13 protein-coding genes are annotated in these 16,992 nt (G+C 68.7%); 6 read left to right on the forward strand and 7 right to left on the reverse strand.

Features of this window, described 5'->3' with window-relative positions; all coding sequences use genetic code 11:
• Positions 1 to 42 precede the first annotated feature (42 nt).
• On the forward strand, positions 43 to 3,339 hold the full coding sequence (locus ACM6LR_RS37245) for a right-handed parallel beta-helix repeat-containing protein (protein ID WP_414941835.1): 3,297 nt from the start codon (positions 43 to 45) through the stop codon (positions 3,337 to 3,339).
• 75 nt (positions 3,340 to 3,414) lie between these two features.
• Positions 3,415 to 5,829: an NB-ARC domain-containing protein gene (locus ACM6LR_RS37250; protein WP_414945470.1), complete on the forward strand. Its 2,415-nt coding sequence runs from the start codon at positions 3,415 to 3,417 to the stop codon at positions 5,827 to 5,829.
• A gap of 11 nt (positions 5,830 to 5,840) precedes the next feature.
• Here the strand turns inward: ACM6LR_RS37250 and ACM6LR_RS37255 are convergent, their stop codons facing one another.
• Positions 5,841 to 6,416 (reverse strand): sigma-70 family RNA polymerase sigma factor, encoded by a 576-nt coding sequence (locus ACM6LR_RS37255; protein ID WP_396565522.1) that lies wholly within the window; start codon positions 6,414 to 6,416, stop codon positions 5,841 to 5,843.
• A gap of 530 nt (positions 6,417 to 6,946) precedes the next feature.
• On the opposite strand from ACM6LR_RS37255, the gene ACM6LR_RS37260 reads away from it, so the two are divergent.
• Both ACM6LR_RS37260 and ACM6LR_RS37265 read left to right on the forward strand, forming a co-directional pair.
• Complete coding sequence (locus ACM6LR_RS37260; protein WP_414941833.1) at positions 6,947 to 8,344, forward strand: amino acid permease; 1,398 nt, start codon at positions 6,947 to 6,949, stop codon at positions 8,342 to 8,344.
• Positions 8,345 to 8,510: 166 nt separating this feature from the next.
• Positions 8,511 to 9,428 carry a hypothetical protein gene (locus ACM6LR_RS37265; RefSeq protein ID WP_414941832.1) on the forward strand — a complete coding sequence of 306 codons (918 nt, stop codon included), beginning with the start codon at positions 8,511 to 8,513 and terminating at the stop codon, positions 9,426 to 9,428.
• A 54-nt stretch (positions 9,429 to 9,482) separates the two neighbouring features.
• On the opposite strand, the gene ACM6LR_RS37270 is transcribed toward ACM6LR_RS37265, so the two are convergent.
• Positions 9,483 to 9,971, reverse strand: coding sequence for a DUF488 family protein (locus ACM6LR_RS37270; RefSeq protein WP_414941831.1), 489 nt, complete (start codon positions 9,969 to 9,971; stop codon positions 9,483 to 9,485).
• Entirely contained in the window at positions 9,971 to 10,309 is a 339-nt protein-coding gene (locus ACM6LR_RS37275) for a YybH family protein (RefSeq protein ID WP_414941903.1), read from the reverse strand. The genes ACM6LR_RS37270 and ACM6LR_RS37275 overlap by 1 nt, the downstream gene beginning before the upstream one ends.
• A 76-nt stretch (positions 10,310 to 10,385) precedes the next feature.
• Between ACM6LR_RS37275 and ACM6LR_RS37280 the strand changes: the two genes are divergently transcribed.
• Positions 10,386 to 11,354, forward strand: coding sequence for a helix-turn-helix transcriptional regulator (locus ACM6LR_RS37280; RefSeq protein WP_414941830.1), 969 nt, complete (start codon positions 10,386 to 10,388; stop codon positions 11,352 to 11,354).
• A 349-nt stretch (positions 11,355 to 11,703) separates the two neighbouring features.
• Here ACM6LR_RS37280 and ACM6LR_RS37285 read toward each other — a convergent pair whose 3' ends face one another.
• Together ACM6LR_RS37285 and ACM6LR_RS37290 are read right to left on the reverse strand one after the other, a co-directional pair.
• A complete protein-coding gene (locus ACM6LR_RS37285) occupies positions 11,704 to 14,265 on the reverse strand; it encodes an ABC transporter substrate-binding protein (RefSeq protein WP_414945471.1) in 2,562 nt (853 codons plus the stop codon).
• Positions 14,266 to 14,356: 91 nt separating this feature from the next.
• A complete protein-coding gene (locus ACM6LR_RS37290; protein WP_414945472.1) occupies positions 14,357 to 14,671 on the reverse strand; it encodes a hypothetical protein in 315 nt (104 codons plus the stop codon).
• A 39-nt stretch (positions 14,672 to 14,710) separates the two neighbouring features.
• Between ACM6LR_RS37290 and ACM6LR_RS37295 the strand changes: the two genes are divergently transcribed.
• Entirely contained in the window at positions 14,711 to 15,451 is a 741-nt protein-coding gene (locus tag ACM6LR_RS37295) for a hypothetical protein (RefSeq protein ID WP_414941827.1), read from the forward strand.
• A 383-nt stretch (positions 15,452 to 15,834) separates the two neighbouring features.
• On the opposite strand, the gene ACM6LR_RS37300 is transcribed toward ACM6LR_RS37295, so the two are convergent.
• Positions 15,835 to 15,975, reverse strand: coding sequence for a hypothetical protein (locus ACM6LR_RS37300; protein WP_414945473.1), 141 nt, complete (start codon positions 15,973 to 15,975; stop codon positions 15,835 to 15,837).
• A gap of 47 nt (positions 15,976 to 16,022) precedes the next feature.
• Entirely contained in the window at positions 16,023 to 16,874 is an 852-nt protein-coding gene (locus ACM6LR_RS37305) for a hypothetical protein (RefSeq protein ID WP_414945474.1), read from the reverse strand.
• Between the last annotated feature and the right edge of the window lie 118 nt (positions 16,875 to 16,992).

The raw sequence follows: 16,992 nt of genomic DNA on the forward strand, positions 1-16,992 counted from the left end.
GTTGTCCACGGTGGAGCCCGCAGAACGACGAGGGGAGCGCTCGTGTCACGGCACGTGCTCACGGTGGACCGCGATCAGGGGTATCGCACCATTTCGGCCGCGCTGCAGGACGCGCGCAACGGCACGGTGATCTCCGTGCTTCCCGGCCGCTACGACGAAGCGCTGGTGGTGACGAAGGTGGTCACCATCGCGGCCAGTGACGTGCGCGGCAGTGTGGAGATCGTGGCGCGCAACGGCAGCGTGCTGCAACTCGCCGCCGAAGCGGTGAAACTCACCGGTCTGGTGCTGCGTGGTCAGCACGAGGAACTGCCCGCCGTCGACGTCGCGCGTGGCCAGGCCGCGGTGGAGGACTGCGAGATCATCGGCGCCGCCTGGACCGCCGTGCTGGCCCGCAATTCGGGCTCGCTGGCGATGCGCGGCTGCCGGGTGACCAACCCCGCCGGCGCGGGGATCGTGGTCACCTCACCCGCTCCCAGCACGATCGAGGACTGCGTCGTCGAACACGTCCAGACGTCCGCCGTGGTGATCGCCGAACGCGGCAACCCGACGGTCCGCGACTGCACCCTGAGGCACGCCAAGGGCAACGGCGTCTGCGCGAACGGACAGGCACAGGGCACCATCCAGCACTGCGACATCTCCGCCACCGAGCGGCCGGGGATCGCCCTCGAAGAGGACAGTGCGACGAAGGTGCTCGACACCACCGTCCGGGACAGCACGAGCGGTGTCTTCGTCAGCACCCATTCCTCACCGGTGCTCGAAGAATGCCGCGTCACCAACACCACCGGCGACGGGATCACCGTCGCCGACGGCGCCGACCCCCTGCTGCGCCGCTGCCGCACGGCCAAGACCGGCGGTGTCGGGGTCCGGGTCACCGGACGATCCCGCGGCACCTTCGAGGACTGCGAGGTCGCCGACGCGACCGGCGCGGGCATCCATGTCGACGAAGCGAGCGGCCCCTCGTTCCATCGCACGGCCGTCCGCGGCGGCTCGTCGGCGGGCCTGCTGCTCACCGACGGCGCGACGGCCGAGTTCGACCGGCTGGAGGTCCATGACGTCGCGGGCGACGGCGTGCTGGTGGAGGCGGCGGCCAACCCGCTTCTTCGCCGGGCGACGCTGAACGGCTGCCGCGGCAACGGCATCGAGGTCACGGGGAACGGCCGCGGCAGGCTGGAGGACTGCGAGGTCCGCGACGCCAAGAAGGCCGGTCTGAGCGTCTCCGAGGGCGGAAGTCCTTACATCAGCACACTCCGGGTGTTCCAGCCGGGACAGTCCGGTGTCCTGATCGGACCGGGCGGCGTCGGCTCGCTCCGGGACTGCGAGATCGTCGAAGCGGGCGAAGACGGAGTAGTGGTGCACGACGGCGGCGAACTGACGCTGTCCCGGTCCACGGTCCGGCGCTCCCGTGGCCACGGTGTGCGGGTGGACGCCGGCGCGCGGGCGAAGCTGACGGCCGACGACGTCAGCGGCAACCGCCGCGACGGCGTGCGGATCGAGTCGTCCGACGCGGTGAGCTTGGTGGACTGCACCGCGTCCGACAACACCGGGGGCGGCCTGCGGGTCACCGTGCCCAGCGCCCGGCTGTCGGTGGAGAACCTGACCAGCAACGGCAACGGCGGCCCGGACACCGACGGCGGCACGGCGAGCACGGTGGAGGTCGCGGACACCGGCGCGACGGACGCGGCACCGCGGCAGGCGGAAGACGAGGACGCGCCGCTCGCGAAACTGGAGGCCCTTGTCGGCCTCAGTGGCGTCAAACATCAGGTGAAGACGCTGGTGAACCTCAACAAGATGGCTCGCCGACGCGAGCAGGCCGGCCTCGTCGCGCCGCCGACCAGCAGGCATCTCATCTTCGCCGGACCGCCCGGTACCGGGAAGACGACCGTCGCCCGGCTCTACGGCAGCATCCTCGCCGAACTCGGCGTGCTGCGCGACGGCCACCTGGTCGAGGTCGCCAGGGCCGACCTGGTCGCCCAGATCGTCGGCGGGACGGCGATCAAGACCACCGAGACCTTCACCAAAGCGCTGGGCGGTGTGCTGTTCATCGACGAGGCGTACACCCTGACGGCGCAGAGCAAGGGCAGCGGGCCGGACTTCGGCAGGGAAGCCGTCGACACCCTGGTCAAGCTGATGGAGGACCACCGTGACGACCTCGTGGTGGTCGCCGCGGGCTACTCGCCGGAGATGACCGCGTTCCTGCAGTCCAACCCCGGCCTCGCGTCCCGGTTCACCCGGACCATCGAGTTCGAGAACTACGCCACCGACGAACTGGTGACGATCGTCGAGCGCATGTGCACCGCACACCAGTACCAGGTACCCGAGGACACCAGGAACGCCCTGTCCGTCCACTTCGGACGGATGGAACGCGGTGACGACTTCGGCAACGGGCGGGCCGCGCGCAAGGTGTTCGAGGAGATGGTGGACCTGCAGGCGTTCCGTCTCGCGAGCGAAGAGGACGCGGACGACCAGAGCCTGTCGCTCCTGCTCCCCGCCGACGTGCCCGGTGGTGTGGCGGCCGGCGCGGGGGCCGGTGACGACGGCGCGCTGACGGCGTTGCGGACGCGGCTGGACTCGATGATCGGCCTGGCCGGGGTGAAGGACGCGATCAACGATCTGGTGAACCTGATCGCGACCGCCCGGCAGCGGCGTCAGGCCGGTCTGCCGGTCCCCGCGATCAGCAATCACCTGGTGTTCGCCGGGGCACCCGGTACCGGCAAGACCACCGTGGCGAGGCTCTACGGCGAACTGCTCGCCGCGCTGGGCGTGCTGCGCAAAGGTCATCTGGTCGAGGTCGCGCGGGCCGACCTCGTCGGTCGCTACGTCGGGCACACCGCGCACCTGACCAGGGAGGCGTTCGAAAGCGCGCGTGGTGGCGTGCTGTTCATCGACGAGGCGTACGCCCTCACACCGGAAGGCGCCACGGGCGGTGACTTCGGGCAGGAAGCCGTGGACACCCTGGTCAAACTGATGGAAGACCATCGAGACGACACGGTGGTCATCGTCGCCGGTTACTCCGCGGAGATGCGGAAGTTCCTCTCCTCCAACACCGGTCTCGCCTCCCGGTTCTCCCGGCACATCGAGTTCGAGAACTACAGCACCGACGACCTGGTGACCATCGTGCACCGGATGGCGACGACCAACGGTTACGAGTGCGCCCCGGAGACGGTCATCGCGCTGCGGCGGCATTTCGCGGACGTGGAACGCGGCGAAGCGTTCGGCAACGCCCGTTACGCCCGTCAAGTGATGGAGATCATGATGACCCGTCAGGCCGGGCGGCTCAGCACCACGGGTGCCCCCACCGTCGCCGACCTGCGGCTGTTGTCCCCCGCCGACCTCCCCTGACCCCTCTTTCGGCGACGCCGCGCCATGGCAGGATGGCCGCCATCGGCACGGCGTCGCTGAAAGGGGCTCTACTGCGTGGCTACGACCGCGTTCGGTGACTTCCTGCGCTTCTACCGGCTGCGCATCCCCATGACCCAGGAAAAGCTCGCGGAGCGGACCGGGATCAGCGTGCGCAGCATCAGCGACATGGAACGCGGACGCGTCCGAAGTCCTCAGCGGCGTACCGCGGAACTGCTTATCGAAGGACTCGGCCTGGCGGGCAAGGAAGCCGGTGACTTCGGCGATCTGGCCCGATCCGGACGCCGGTTGCCCGCGCCGTCGGAGACCCCGGCACCGGAGAGCGAACCCGAAGCGCCGAGGTCCTTTGTCGCCGCCCTCCCGCCCGACCTCACCGAACTGACCGGACGGGAAGCCGAACAGCGGATCCTCGACGACGTCGCGCGGGACGCCGGATCCTCGGCACGCCTGCAGGTCGCGGTGATCCACGGCCTGCCGGGCGCGGGCAAGACCGCGCTCGCCGTGGACGCCGGGCATCGGCTCGCCCGGCATTTCGGCGACGGCTGCCTGTTCCTCGACCTGCGCGGCATGGATCTCCAGCCGCTCAGCCCGGAACGCGCCGTGCACCGGCTCCTGCGCGGATTCGGCGTGGACGAACGCGGGCTCCCCAACGATCCCGACGACCGGCTGGCCCTCTATCGCTCCCTGGTGCGCGACCGCGAGGTGCTGCTCATCCTCGACAACGCCGCCAACGAGGCCCAGGTGCGGCCGCTGCTGACCACCAGTCCCGGCTCCATGGTGCTGGTGACGAGCCGGAACACCCTCGCCGGACTGGACGCGCGGCACCGGATCTCGCTCGGTTCACTGTCGGGAGACGAGTCTGCGGAACTGCTCGGCGTGATCGCCGGGAAGCGACGGCTGACCGGCGAACCGGACGCGGCGCGGCGGGTGGCGAAGCTCTGCGGCGGCGTGCCGCTCGCGTTGCTCATCGCGGGAAACCGGCTGGCCAGCCGTCCTCAGTGGACGATCGCGCATCTCGCCGACCAGCTGGAGAACGAACGGCGGCGGCTGTCTGTGCTCACCGCAGGCGACCTCCAGGTCCGCGCCGCCTTCGAACTTTCCTACCGCCACTTGACTCCCGACGTCGCGAAGGTGTTCCGTCTGCTGGCGCTGGTGCCCGGTTCGGACACCTCCGTCGAACTCGCCGCGGTGGCCTCCGGGCAACCGGCGGACGAGGTCGAAGCGGCGCTGGAGAAACTGGCCGAAGCCAGCCTTCTCGGTTTCAGCGGCACACCCGGCCGCTACACCAGCCACGACCTGCTGCGCGTCTACGCCATGGAGCGGCTCGAAACCGCCGAACGGGCCGAGGACGTGCACGCCGCCGGTGAGCGCGTCCGGAAGTGGCTGCTGACGGTGGCGACGAAGGCCGCGCAGTTCTTCGACCACGACCGGCCGGAGGTGACGGCCGCCGTCGACGGGCCCGATCCCGTGCACGACCGGGATTCCGCGGCCCGGTGGCTGGCGCGGGAGCAGACGCACTGGCGCGGCGCCCTGCGCGCGGCCGTGGGTCGGGGTGAACACCGCCGCGTCCTCGATCTGGCCGAGGCGATGCACTGGTACTCGGATCTGCGCGGTACCGGCGATCTGTGGCTCGAGGTGTTCCGGGGAGGCGCGGCGGCGGCGCGGGCCTTGGGTGACGTCAAATCCGCGGCCGAGCAGCTGAACTACGTGTCATGGGCGCTCTACGCGCTTTGCGGGGAACCGCGTGAAGCACTGGCCGCGCACAAGCTCGCGGTGGTGGCGGCGGGTGACGCGGGAGACGTCGTGACGGAGGCGTGGTCGCTGTACTACGGGTCGGCCATCACCCGGCGCCTCGGTTCGCCCCGTGAGGCCGCGCGAATCAGCAGGCGGGCGGTGGAGCTGTTCGAACATGCCGGTTATCCGAACGGTCACCATCTCGCGTTGTCCTTGCTGGGCAGCATGTTGCACACCCTCGGCGAGTTCGACGAAGCCGTGGCCGTGCAACGGCGGAGCGTGGCCTACTACCGGGGTTCGGCCACCGCGCCGGGCAACGACGAACTGCTGTCCATGGTCCTGACCAGACTCGCCGACAGCCTGGCGGCGAGCGGGGACGTCGCCACCGCGCTGGAACTGCTCGCGGAGGCCGAGTCGTTGTTCCGCGAGCACGACGCGATGTTCGGGGTGGCGCGGACGCAGCACCTGCGCGGGCGGGTGCTGTCCAGGGCCGGACGGCTGAGGGAAGCCGAAGAACAACTGCGGTCCGCCCTCGCCGAAGAACGCCAGTCCGAAACGAAGATCGAGATCATGGTCGAGCTGGCCGAGATCGCCGACGCCGTCGGCGAACCGGAGGAAGCCCGGCGGCACCGGGTGCGTGCCCTCGCCGAATGCGCCCGGTACGAGACCCCTCTCGCCAGGAGCATGGCCCGGAAACTGGCTGGCACGCTCGGCGTCGCCGTCCGGGAATCGGCCTGAGACCGGGCGGGTCACCAGCCCGCGGCCGTGACCCCGTTGCAGGCCAGCACCTCCGTCATCGCGATCCGCGCGTGGTGCACCCGCGATTTGACCGTGCCGACCGGCACCCCGATACTCACGGCCGCGCGTTGCCGGGTGCGGTCGTGCCGGTAGATCTGTTCGAGGGCTTCCCGCTGCGTCGGCGTCAGCTGGGCCAGTCCTTCTTCGAGGACGCACCGTTCCACGACCTCGTCGGCGAAGTCGGTACCGCCCGGCAGCAGATCGAAGTCGTCGTCGCCGAACACGACCGGGCGGGCGTTGTCGCGGCGGGACCAGTCGACGATGAGGTTGCGGGCCACCGTGAAAAGCCAGCCTCGGACCGAACTTCCCTTCCCGGCGAGGGTCTCGCTGTTCCGCCAGGCACGGAACAGGCATTCCTGCACGACGTCCTCGGCCCGGTGCGGGTCGGTGGGCAGCAGGCGGCGGGTGAACCGCAGCAGGTGCTCGCGGTGCTCCGCGTGCAAGGACGCGAGGAAGGCGTTGCCGTCGGACGGCGACGGTGCCCGGCCCGCCAGTGCGGTCACCCCGGTGACACGGTTGCTCGCCACGCTGACCTCCCGGTGATCGACGGCTTCGATGGGCTCAATTCCACCTTCGGACCCCCTCGGCGACCATGAGGAAGAACCGGCAGAAGTGACGACCGGGGCGTTCTTCCGGTCCGGCACGACGACTGCCTGTTCGCACAGAGATCACTGTCCCCTCGAACCACGCCCGCCGGGAATACCGTGGTATTCCGGTCACTTTCCCTTCGATGCCAACGGTTTTCGCTTGACCGCCGTTCCACGTGGACACCAAGATCGAAGCCAGGGAGCACGGTCCGCAGTGCGCCGTCCCGCAGGGAACGAGGGACCGTAGGTGCTGCGGACGGCCGATCCCGGTCCCAGGCCGTCGCGCCTCCGGAGAGTCGCGGAGTTCCTTTCCGGGCTGCGGTGAGCGCGTCCAAGGCGTGACACATGTGCCTGGACACGCGAGATCGCCGCCTGATCACGCGAGATCGCCGCCTGATCATCTGTAATTCAGCTAACGACGCAACGATCTCGTGTTCAGCACGCTGGAGGCGGCGGATACGGTCGTCGGCATGAATCTGCGAGCCGCGATGGTGCGGCGGAAACCGGTCGCCGACCTGATCACCGAGAGTGATCATGGCACGCTGAAGCGAACCCTCACCCTCGGGCAGCTGACCACGCTCAGCATCGGCGCGACGCTGGGCAGCGGGATCTTCGTCGTACTCGGCGAAGCGGTGCCCGTCGCAGGTCCCGCGGTCGTGCTGTCGTTCGCGCTCGCCGGTATCACCGCGCTGTTCTCCGCGCTCTCTTACGCCGAACTCGCCGGCATGATCCCGTTGTCGGGTTCGTCCTATTCGTACACTTACGCCACTCTCGGCGAGCTGGTCGCGTGGGTCTGCGGCTGGTGCCTGGTGCTCGAGTACGGCGTCTCCGTGGCGTCGGTGGCCGTCGGCTGGGGGCAGTACGTCAACGAGCTGCTGCGGCTGACCCTCGGGGTCGCCATCCCGGACGCGCTGAGCCGGCCACCGGGCTCGGGCGGGATCGTCAATGTCCCGGCCATCGTCGTCGTGCTGCTCGCCATGGTCCTGTTGCTGTCCGGCGCGAAGGAGAGCGCGCGGGTCAACACCATCATGGTCGTGGTCAAGATCGGCACGCTGGTACTGTTCTGCGCGATCGCGTTCTCCGCCGTGCGGGCGGCGAACTTCACCCCGTTCCTGCCGCTCGGCCTGGCGGGGCTCAGTGCCGGTGGCGCCAAACTGTTCTTCTCCTACATCGGCTTCGACGCGGCGTCGACGGCGGGCGAGGAGGCGAAAAACCCTCAGCGCGACCTGCCGAGGGCGATCCTGCTCTCGCTCGCCATCGTCACCGTGTTGTACTGCCTTGTCGCCGTGGCCGCGGTCGGCGCGCTGCCGTGGCAGCAGTTCGACGGCCAGGAAGCCGCGCTCTCGCACGTGCTCGGCGCCGTGTCCGACAACCCGCTGTGGGCCGCGCTGCTCGCCGTCGGCGCGATCGTCGCGATCTCCAGCGTCGTACTGACCGTCCTCTACGGACAGACCCGCATCCTGTTCTCGATGTCCCGCGACGGCCTGGTGCCGGCCGCGTTGTCCAAAGTGGACCCCAAGACCGGCTCGCCGCGGATCAACACCTTGGTTGTCTCCGGTTTCGTCGCGACACTGGCCGCGTTCATCCCGCTCGGGAAGCTGGCCGACGCCACCAGCATCGGCACGCTCTTCGCCTTCGGGTTGGTGAACGTCGCCGTCCTGCTGTTGCGGCGACGGGAACCGGAGGCGCCGCGCTCGTTCCGCGTGCCGTTCTCCCCCGTCACGCCGATCCTCGGGGTGCTGTGCTGCGGTTACATGATGCTCAGCCTCGACGGCGCCACCTGGGTCGTCTTCGGCGGCTGGATGGCGCTCGGACTGCTGATCTACTTCGGGTACGGCATGCGCAGGTCCCGATTGGCGCGAAGCTGAGGATCACCGGCTCGCCCGTTCGCCGCCATAATTCCTAGCCTGTACAGCCGCAGTCGGAGCGAGATCATTGAAGTAACGGTGCGGAGTAGGGGACACTGCCGACCTGACCCACGGAAAATCCCTACCGTGAACCGAGGTCCTTATGCGTCGAAAATATCCCATTTCCGTGCTGACCGTATGCCTCGCTCTGTCCCTCACCTCGATTCCGGCGACCGCCGCGGCTCAAGACGTCGGTACGACCGGCGTACGTGCCCCCTTCTGCTACGAAGAGCCCGTGCAGCCGAAGGCCGATGTCAGTGACATCAAAGCCGGTTTCCAGTCTTCGAAGTGGTTGCAGACGATCCAGGCCGTGTACAAGCGGCGGTGGCCCAGCGGCGAGGGCCTGGCGATCGCTCAAGCGAAGGACAAGTATTTCAGCCAGTTCGTCACCAAGACCAGCTTCAACGGGCTCGCCGAATCCCTGATGGTGGCGATCCACGAAGAGACCCATATGTGGGATCTGGATCCCTCGAGAACCTCTTGGGACGTGTACATGTCCGCGTGGATCAACAATTCCCGCAAGGCGATGAAGGTACCACTCCACGGTGGATTCGCCCGGCGCGAAATACTGCCGCTGATCACGGACAAGCTCACCGACTCGATGGACGGCATCTACCTGCGAGACCAGCAGCAAGGGTCGTATCGCATGCAGGGCGTCATGGCGGAACTCAACGCGGGACTCATGGGACTGCCCGCGGCGACGGTGGTCGCCGAGTACATCCAAGGCGTGGGAGCCAGCAACTCCAGGGACATCGTCGCCACGAATATTCGGTACCTTCTGCTCTACCTGCGCGTCGCCAAAGCCAAATATCCCGCCTACTGGGCCAAGGCCAAGGCTCAGCCCGAACTGCGTGAACTGGTACTCGTCGAGTTTCTCCGTGCGGCGTATTGGCTCGATCAATCCGCGTCTTATGCCGGCAAACTCGGCAGCCCGGACGTGGACAAGATCGTCGCCAAGAACTACGCCCCGGAAAACATCGCGATACTCGAGGAGTTCACCGGGGCCAAGGTGAACACGGGTTCGGCCAAGAACTGCTCGACCTGACGAGAATTCCTCGGATCGCACCCGCCAGGAAGAACGGGCGGGTGCGATCCGATCTCAGTGAGGGCGGAGGTCCGTGACCGGCGAACGCTGTTCGGCGCGGACGCGAGCGGCCACGAGCGAACGGTGGCATGCCTCCGGATCACGCTCGACACAGAGGAGCACGGTCACCGAGTCGCCGGAAATCCCCGCCACCAGCGCGCCGAGATCGAACGGGTCGAGAATCTCCCGGGTGTAGCGCTCGGCGTACTCGGGCGCCAGCGCGACACGGTCGCGCTTGCCCACGCCCTGGCGGTCGTCCTCGCGATACTGGAGCCGGCGTAGCTCGGTCGTCGGCGCGAGTTCCTTCACGTGCCGGTAGCCGATGTCCGCCGCGGCGAGCGCGCTTTGGAGCCGCACCGAGTTCGCCCAGGAGTAGTCAGGGCCCCGGACGCCGCGGCGCTGGCGGAGGTCGAGCAGCAACCCCACGCCCTCGCCGACGAGCCTCTCGACGAAAGCGCCTGCCGTGAAGCCGTAGACGCCGATCGTCGCGAACCGCCGCTCCACTACGGCACGAGCATCGGCTGGTCCAGCACCCAGAGCCACGAACCGTCCGGCTGGCGACGGGCGATCTCGACGGTCAGCTCACCGGTGGTCAGCGTGACCACCGTGAGCGCCAGGTCGCCGGCCACCAGCGCCGGATGCTGCCTGCCCGGCTCGAGCACCGGCGCGGCCGCCACGAACTGCTCGTACACTTTGCGGATCTCCGCGTGTCCTGTCGCGAGCGAGCCCGGCGGGAACGCCAGCACGGCGTCCGGCTCGTACAACGCCACCAGCCCCTCGACATCGCCCGCGTTGCCACGTTCGATGAAGTACTTGCCCAGGTCGTTCGGCTCAGTGGCCACGGTCTTGCTTGTCATGGGAGGAGCCTCTCAGCGAATCACGACATCCTGTGTCGTGTATTCCGCTAGAGTTTTCGGCATGCGCGCCGACCGGTTGGTCTCGCTGGTGTTGCTGCTGCGCCACCGCGGCCGGTTGTCCGCGGCCACGCTGGCCCGCGAGCTGGAGGTGTCCACCCGCACCGTGCTGCGGGACATCGAGGCGCTGTCCGCGGCCGGGGTCCCGGTCTACGCCGAACGCGGCAGGCACGGCGGTTTCGCGTTGCTGCCCGGTTTCCAGACAGAGCTCACCGGGCTGAACCACGACGAGGCACTCGCCCTGCTGGTCGCCGGATCGCGGCGCGGCGCGCAGGTGTTCGGACTCGGCTCGGCGCTCGCTTCCGCCATGCTCAAGGTGGTCGACGCGCTGCCCGAAGGCCATCGCGACACCGCGGCGGGCGCGGCCCAGCGCCTGCTCATCGACCCGGAGACCGACCTCCTCGCGCGCCGAGTGGCCGTCGAGGAGGTGCCCGACGCGATCGTGGCCGAGATCCGGCGCGCGGTGTTCGCCGGCCACAAGCTGCGCATCCACTACGCGGCAACGGGCGGGAAACCGCAATGGCGCACGGTGGACCCGATCGGCCTGGTCACCGTCCGCGAGCAGGGCTACCTGCTGGCCACGAGGTCCGGCGAGGACCGCACCTACCGGCTGTCCCGGGTGTCGGCCGCCGAGGAACTCCCCGAACCCGCCGAACGAGCCGACCTGGTCAACCTGGACCGGGCCTGGCAGGAACGCAGCACGCGGTTTCGGACCGGTGGCGACCAGGTCGCCGTGCGGGTGCGGGTGAACCCGGCGCGACGGGAGGACCTGGTGGGCACCGCGCTGGCCGTCCTCGCCGAAGATGCCGACGCGGACGGCTGGCTACGGCTGGAGCTGACCTTCCAGGACTCGAGACACGCCGAATGGGCACTGTGGCAGCTCGCCACCAACGCGGAAGCCCTTGCCCCGCACTGGTTGCGCACCTCCCTGCGGGACCGCGCCACGGCGGTCGCCACCGGCTACGGAGGCTAGCGAGTCCCGAGCTGGTGTCGTGAGTGTTGGAGGCGGTTGGGGTGGATGAGTACGGACTCGGAACACCTGACTGCAGCCTCAGCAACCGTGTGAAGGCTTCCTTGCAGGTCAGGCGGTTGTCGTCGCTGCCGACGATGTAGGAATTCGGACGTTGAATGTTCCAACTCCTACATCGTCGCGGAGTCACACCGGTTGCGAAGCTTGATCGACAGGGGTTCAGGGACATGCCCAAGAACCCTGGCACACGCCCGAGCGGGGAGGATTTCGGACATTCAACGTCCCAAATCTTCCCCACTCGGCCTCGCAGGCACCAGAAATGTCAAGCCCACAGGACCGCACGGGTCGAGTCTCACGCGTAGACGAGCGCGAACCAGGCCACGACCGCGAGAAGGTAGACGGGGTAGCCGATACGGGCGGTTCTGCTCAGGACTTGTTCGGCGTGGTCGCGTTTCGTCACGGCGAGGCGTTTGCGCACCATGGTGATCAGGACACAGATGCCGGCGAGCAGGATGAACGAGTAGTAGCCCCATTCCAAGGCCACGATGTAGCTGACCGAAGGGAGCTGGGAGGTCACGTTGTTGAGCAGGACCGCGGTGCTCAATATCGCGGTGACGCCCATCGACACGGCGCCCCGGTCGTCGTCCGGTTTGAAGAACAGGCACAGGAACGTGACGCCGATCAGCAGCACCAGCGGCAGCAGGTTCTTGATCAGGAACGGCAGGGTGTCCCGCTTGAGCTCTACCTCGCCCGCGTACTGGCTGTAGTGGATACCGGTCGTGGTCCCGGTGGCCTGGCCGTCGCCAAGGGCGTCGCTGCTGCCGACGGTCTGCCGGTAGAACCGGACCGACGAGGCGACCCAGTTCGGCACCTGGTTGATGTCGGCGGTGGCGTCGGCGCCGCTGCGCAGGTAGACCCGGGGGTCCTGGTCGAGGATCTCCTTGTCGGTCACGTACGACACCTGGTCGGCGGTCTGGGTCCGGTTCTGCAGCAGCACGGTGAGCCGCTGACGGTCGAACGGGAAGTCACGGAACTCCAGTGCGCTCTTGAACCGGTCGGCCACCCGGTAGAGGCGGTAGGTGTGCCCATTCTTGGTGACGTCGCGCAGCGGCTCCCCGAGCGTCAGATCGGGGCGGACCGCGTTGACGAACTGCACGTCGGCCGCGACGTGGTCGCCGGTGTACTTCAACCAGACGAAGAAGTCGACGAAGTAGGTGCCCGCCGCGGTGTCCAGTTCGCGGATCTCGTTGATGTTGATCCCGGTGGCCACGACCTGACGGCGGCTGAGGTACCGGTTCTTGACCGCGATGACGTTCCCGTCCGCCACATCGGCCCTCAGGGCTTCCTCGGTCAGCGGCTCGTGGATCGTGAACTGGGTCGGCGCCGAGACGAACCGGGCCCCGTCACTGGTCACTACGGACACCGCCATCTGCGCCGACCCGTTCGCGGTGAAGTACAGCGGCCCCAGTAGTGCCGGGAAGGAGTTCTTCTTGTCCTTCAACGACGCCATCGTGTCGCGCACCCGTTCGCGGTCCTGTCCGAGGTGGTCCTCACCGAAGTCGAGACCTCCGGCCCGCATCGCGTGCAGGCCGACGTTGACGGCCTGCCGGGCCGTCGCGGCCTGCCACTGCGGACGTTCCCCGTAGCGCCGCTCGTAGGCGTCGGCCCAGACTTGGGCGGTCCCGGACAGCGAGTCGTGGGCCATCGGCGTCCCCATGAACAGGTCCCCGGTGAGCGAGCCCGGCAGGCTCCGCTTCCGTTCGGCGTCGACCAGTGAGGCGTGGAAGGCCCGCGAGCTCAGCGCCGAGACACCGACGATGGGCGCCGTGACACCTGCCGAACGCAGCCCCTCGATCAGCTCCAGGCCGCTCTTCTTCTTGACGGCGAGCAGGATCGGCTCACGCGGGTCGTGTGTCCTGAGCTCGGTGACCGCGGCCTGGACCGACGCCGCGTGTGCTCCCGGGCCCATGGCGATCGGCAGATCGGCGGTCACGCGGCCGAACTCGCCGAACGACTCCAGGAACGTCTCCCGGCCGGACCGGCCGTCCTCGTCCTCCTCATGGACGACGGCCGCGGTGGCCGAACCCAGGACACGCGAGATGTAGACGGAGAGGAAGTCGCTCTGCGTCCGGTCGCCGAACATGCTGCGGAAGTACCAGTCGCTGCCGTCGGTGATCATCGACGCGCCCGCCGACGGGGTGATGGCCGGGATCCTGGCCCGCTGGTAGATCGGTGCCGCCGCGAGCGTGGTGTCGCTGCCGGCGTGCCCGATCACGTACATCACCTTGTTCTCGCGGACGATCCGCTGGGCGATGCCGACAGCCGCGGTCACGGTGTCCTCGTCGTCGTAAACGAGCAGTTCCACCGGGTGCCCGTGGACACCGCCCTCGGCGTTCACCGTGTCGAGGTGCATCCGTACCGCGCGTTCCATCTGCGACGCGGCCACCGCGTTGTCACCGGTCATCCCCGCCACGAGCGCCACGTGGACCGGCTCGCCCCGCTCGTCCCCCGACGCCGCCCACATCCCGAGCACCGAGAGCAGGACGGCCACGGCCACGCCCACCGCGACCCACCGCGTCTTTCGAGGGCGGCCGGGCACGGCCGTGGCCGTGGCGGGCGGCGGCGGGTCGATCAGGTCGGCGACTTCGGCGGGTGGCGTCGACGGCACGGCCGCCAGCGCCTTGCGGGCACGGGCGGTCGCCGCATCGACCTTGATCGCGTAGGCACGGTCGAGGCAGAACCGCCGCTCGCCGTCGTCGGTGACCAGCTCGGCGAGCCAGCGCCAGGCGGGCTCGTAGTCGTAATCGTTCGCGAGCGCGGCGCCCAGCAGTTCGCGGGCGCGCGCCGGATCCGACTCACCGAGTCTGGCCGCCTGATGGGTGAGCGTGGCCGCCGTGTCAGACCTCTCCGGCAAGGGACGAACCTCCGAGGCGTCGATTCACTGGTGAACGAACCGTAAACAGCCGCCGGTTACCCGATCGAGAAACCTGACACCTCGCGGCCGGCTAGCGCCGCAGAGCCACGATGGGCTGACTACGCATCGCCCGGAACGCCGGCACGAGACCGCCGTCGCGGCGGAGGCTCAACTCTGGTGCGACTTCGCGGTCGCCTCCGCGTTGCTCAGCAGGGCCCGATGTCTCCGCCAGGAACTTGGTCGCGATGCCCACCACCGGCTCGATGATCGCGTCGACACCCCATCCCGTATGAGCCCTCCCGTAGCCACCGGAATGTGCGTCACGAAGCCCGGCATGGCCACTCTGGAATTTCGATGACACATTCAGCGGGGCCTGGCATTTCATCGATATTTCATCGGCGCTCATTACCGTTCGTCATGGGAATTCGACAGTGGGGAGAAACCGATGAGAAGAGTCGGAGCGCGTTTGCTCGCGACCGCCGTCCTGTCCGTCATCACCCTGGCAAGCGCGGTCGCCGGTTCGGGGGCGGCGCAGGCGGCCGCCGCAAAGCCGGACGGCGCGTGCGGGCCGGTCATGTTCGTCGTGCCCGGATACCAGGACGGCGGCGCCCAGAAACTGCTGGACCCGGCGCTCGCGCCGGGTGGCGCCAACCCGGTGCGCATCCCGTACCCGAACGGCGCCGGGGACATCAACCTGTACGCCGACGTCGACGCGGGCGTCGCCAACCTCAGGACCGCTCTTTACAACCTCTACGTCACCTACGGCTGTGACCTCGACACCAAGGTGTACATCGTCGGGTTCAGCCTCGGCGCCCTCGTCGCGGGCACCGTGCTGGAGACCGAGCCGCCCGGACGGAACGTCCAGGGTGTGCTGTTCGCCGACGGTCGGCGGCAGCCCGTCGAGTCGAACTGGCCGGGCGACCCCGGCGGACTGATCGGGCACCTGCCCGTACCCGGCCCCGGCGGCGCCGGTTTCCGGCCGCTGGACTCGTTCCGGTATCCGACGCTGAGCCTGTGCAACGGCCCCAATTCGGGCGGTGGCGCGGATCTGATCTGCTTCGGCGGAACCAATCTGGACAGCTACTTCAACTCGCACCCGTTCTACAGTTTCGAGGTGGGCAACGAGCTGAACATTCACGGCGAAGGGCCGTACCCGAACAATCTGCGCAACCGCGTCATTCCGTAACCGGTCGCGGCGCGATCCACGCGGTCGCCGGTGTGCCGTCGGGGCTCGCCCTGCCGGCACACCGGCTCTGTCTCACCGCGGCGACCTCGGTCAGCGGTTTGTCCGAGCAGGGTTGCGAAGCGGGCCGAGATCGTGCCCGTGGGGGGGCAGGGCGGATCGAACCATCGAGCAACTCTCCGCACCGCCGGCTCCCTGACGCAACCCGATTCCGGTTCTCATGGTGGGCGGGGCGGTCGCCGCCACCTCGCTCCTTTCCGCGTGCAGCTGGAGCCGGCGTCGCGGGAAACAATTCTCCGGTGAAGAACGCGGCCTCCACCCGCCGAGGTGATCCGCGGTGACACGGGGAAGGCCGCGACCGCCAACTCCCGTTTCACGGACTCCTCTCACCTCGAGCGGAGCGCCTGTTTGGTGCGGTGATGGTGCACCAGGCCCGCCTCGACGGCCACCGATTCGAGCGACAGCGTGCTGCCGGACCGTAGGAGCCGCACCGCGCTGTCGAGGATGCGCTCACGCGAGTTGGTCACGTAAAACCTTACCAACCGGAAGGTCGGTTTCCGGCTTATGACGTCGCTCACGCACCCTTTGGGGCCGCGCGGAAGGGTTCCTTGGCGTGGGTGGCGTAATGGGCGGTGACGATCGCGCCCGACATGGCCAGGATCAGTCCCGCGACCGTGAAGGCGGCGAAGCCGTCACGGATACGGTCGTCGAGGAAGACCAGGCCGATGACCGAGGACAACGCCGTGTTCGTGGTGAACATGATCGCGTTGACCGCCGTCGCACCACCCTTCTGCAGCGCCAGTGCGAACGCCACCGCCGCCGCGAGGCCGTTGAGGACCATCCCCCACACGGCCGGTTCCACCAGCACCGCCCAGCCCGACGACGGAGCCGCGAAAGTGCGCGCCGACACACCGACCACGCTGAAGCCGACACCCGTCGCGAAACCCAGCACCTGCGCGGTCCACGGACGGTCGAACCGCCGGACATACCAAGCGATCGCCCCCACGACCAGCGCCATCGCGGGCAGAACCCACCGCCACGCCGCCGGAAGCACCTTCGCCGGACCCGGCTGCGCCGACATTCCCAGCAGCACCAGGCCCACCGCCCCGACACCGAGCGCCACCCAGCCTCCCGCCGCCAACCGGGTGCCCATGGACGCCGAAATGGCGGCCGTCACCCCGATACTGAACGCCAGCACCGACTGCACGAGGAACAGCGGCAGCCGATGCAACGCCGCCGCCGCACAGGCGAACCCGACCAGGTCGACGCCGATACCCAGGAAGTAGATCCACTGCCGTCGCAGGCGCACCAGGTCCAGCGCACTACCACCAAAGGCGCCGGCGCGGCGGACACCGACCGACTCCAGCACCGAGCCACTACCCGAGGCCAACGCCGCCAGCAACGCGAGCACATATCCGACGATCACCCCCGCAGTCTGTCAGCCACACCCCGGCACACAGACCGGCAGAGGGGCGCACGGACCGCGCGGGCGCCGGTCGCCCTCGTCCAAAGTGGACTGGGCCGGACGCGCCGCACCCGGACGA

The organism is Amycolatopsis sp. cmx-11-32, from assembly GCF_047608695.1.
In the GTDB taxonomy this organism is placed as follows: Bacteria; Actinomycetota; Actinomycetes; order Mycobacteriales; family Pseudonocardiaceae; genus Amycolatopsis.

Coding starts and splice junctions, on each gene's coding strand:
- ACM6LR_RS37290 (WP_414945472.1), bottom strand. CDS start 14,671: ATGAGCGCCGATGAAATATCGATGAAATGCCAGGCCCCGCTGAATGTG.
- ACM6LR_RS37295 (WP_414941827.1), top strand. CDS start 14,711: ATGAGAAGAGTCGGAGCGCGTTTGCTCGCGACCGCCGTCCTGTCCGTC.
- ACM6LR_RS37280 (WP_414941830.1), top strand. CDS start 10,386: ATGCGCGCCGACCGGTTGGTCTCGCTGGTGTTGCTGCTGCGCCACCGC.
- ACM6LR_RS37260 (WP_414941833.1), top strand. CDS start 6,947: ATGAATCTGCGAGCCGCGATGGTGCGGCGGAAACCGGTCGCCGACCTG.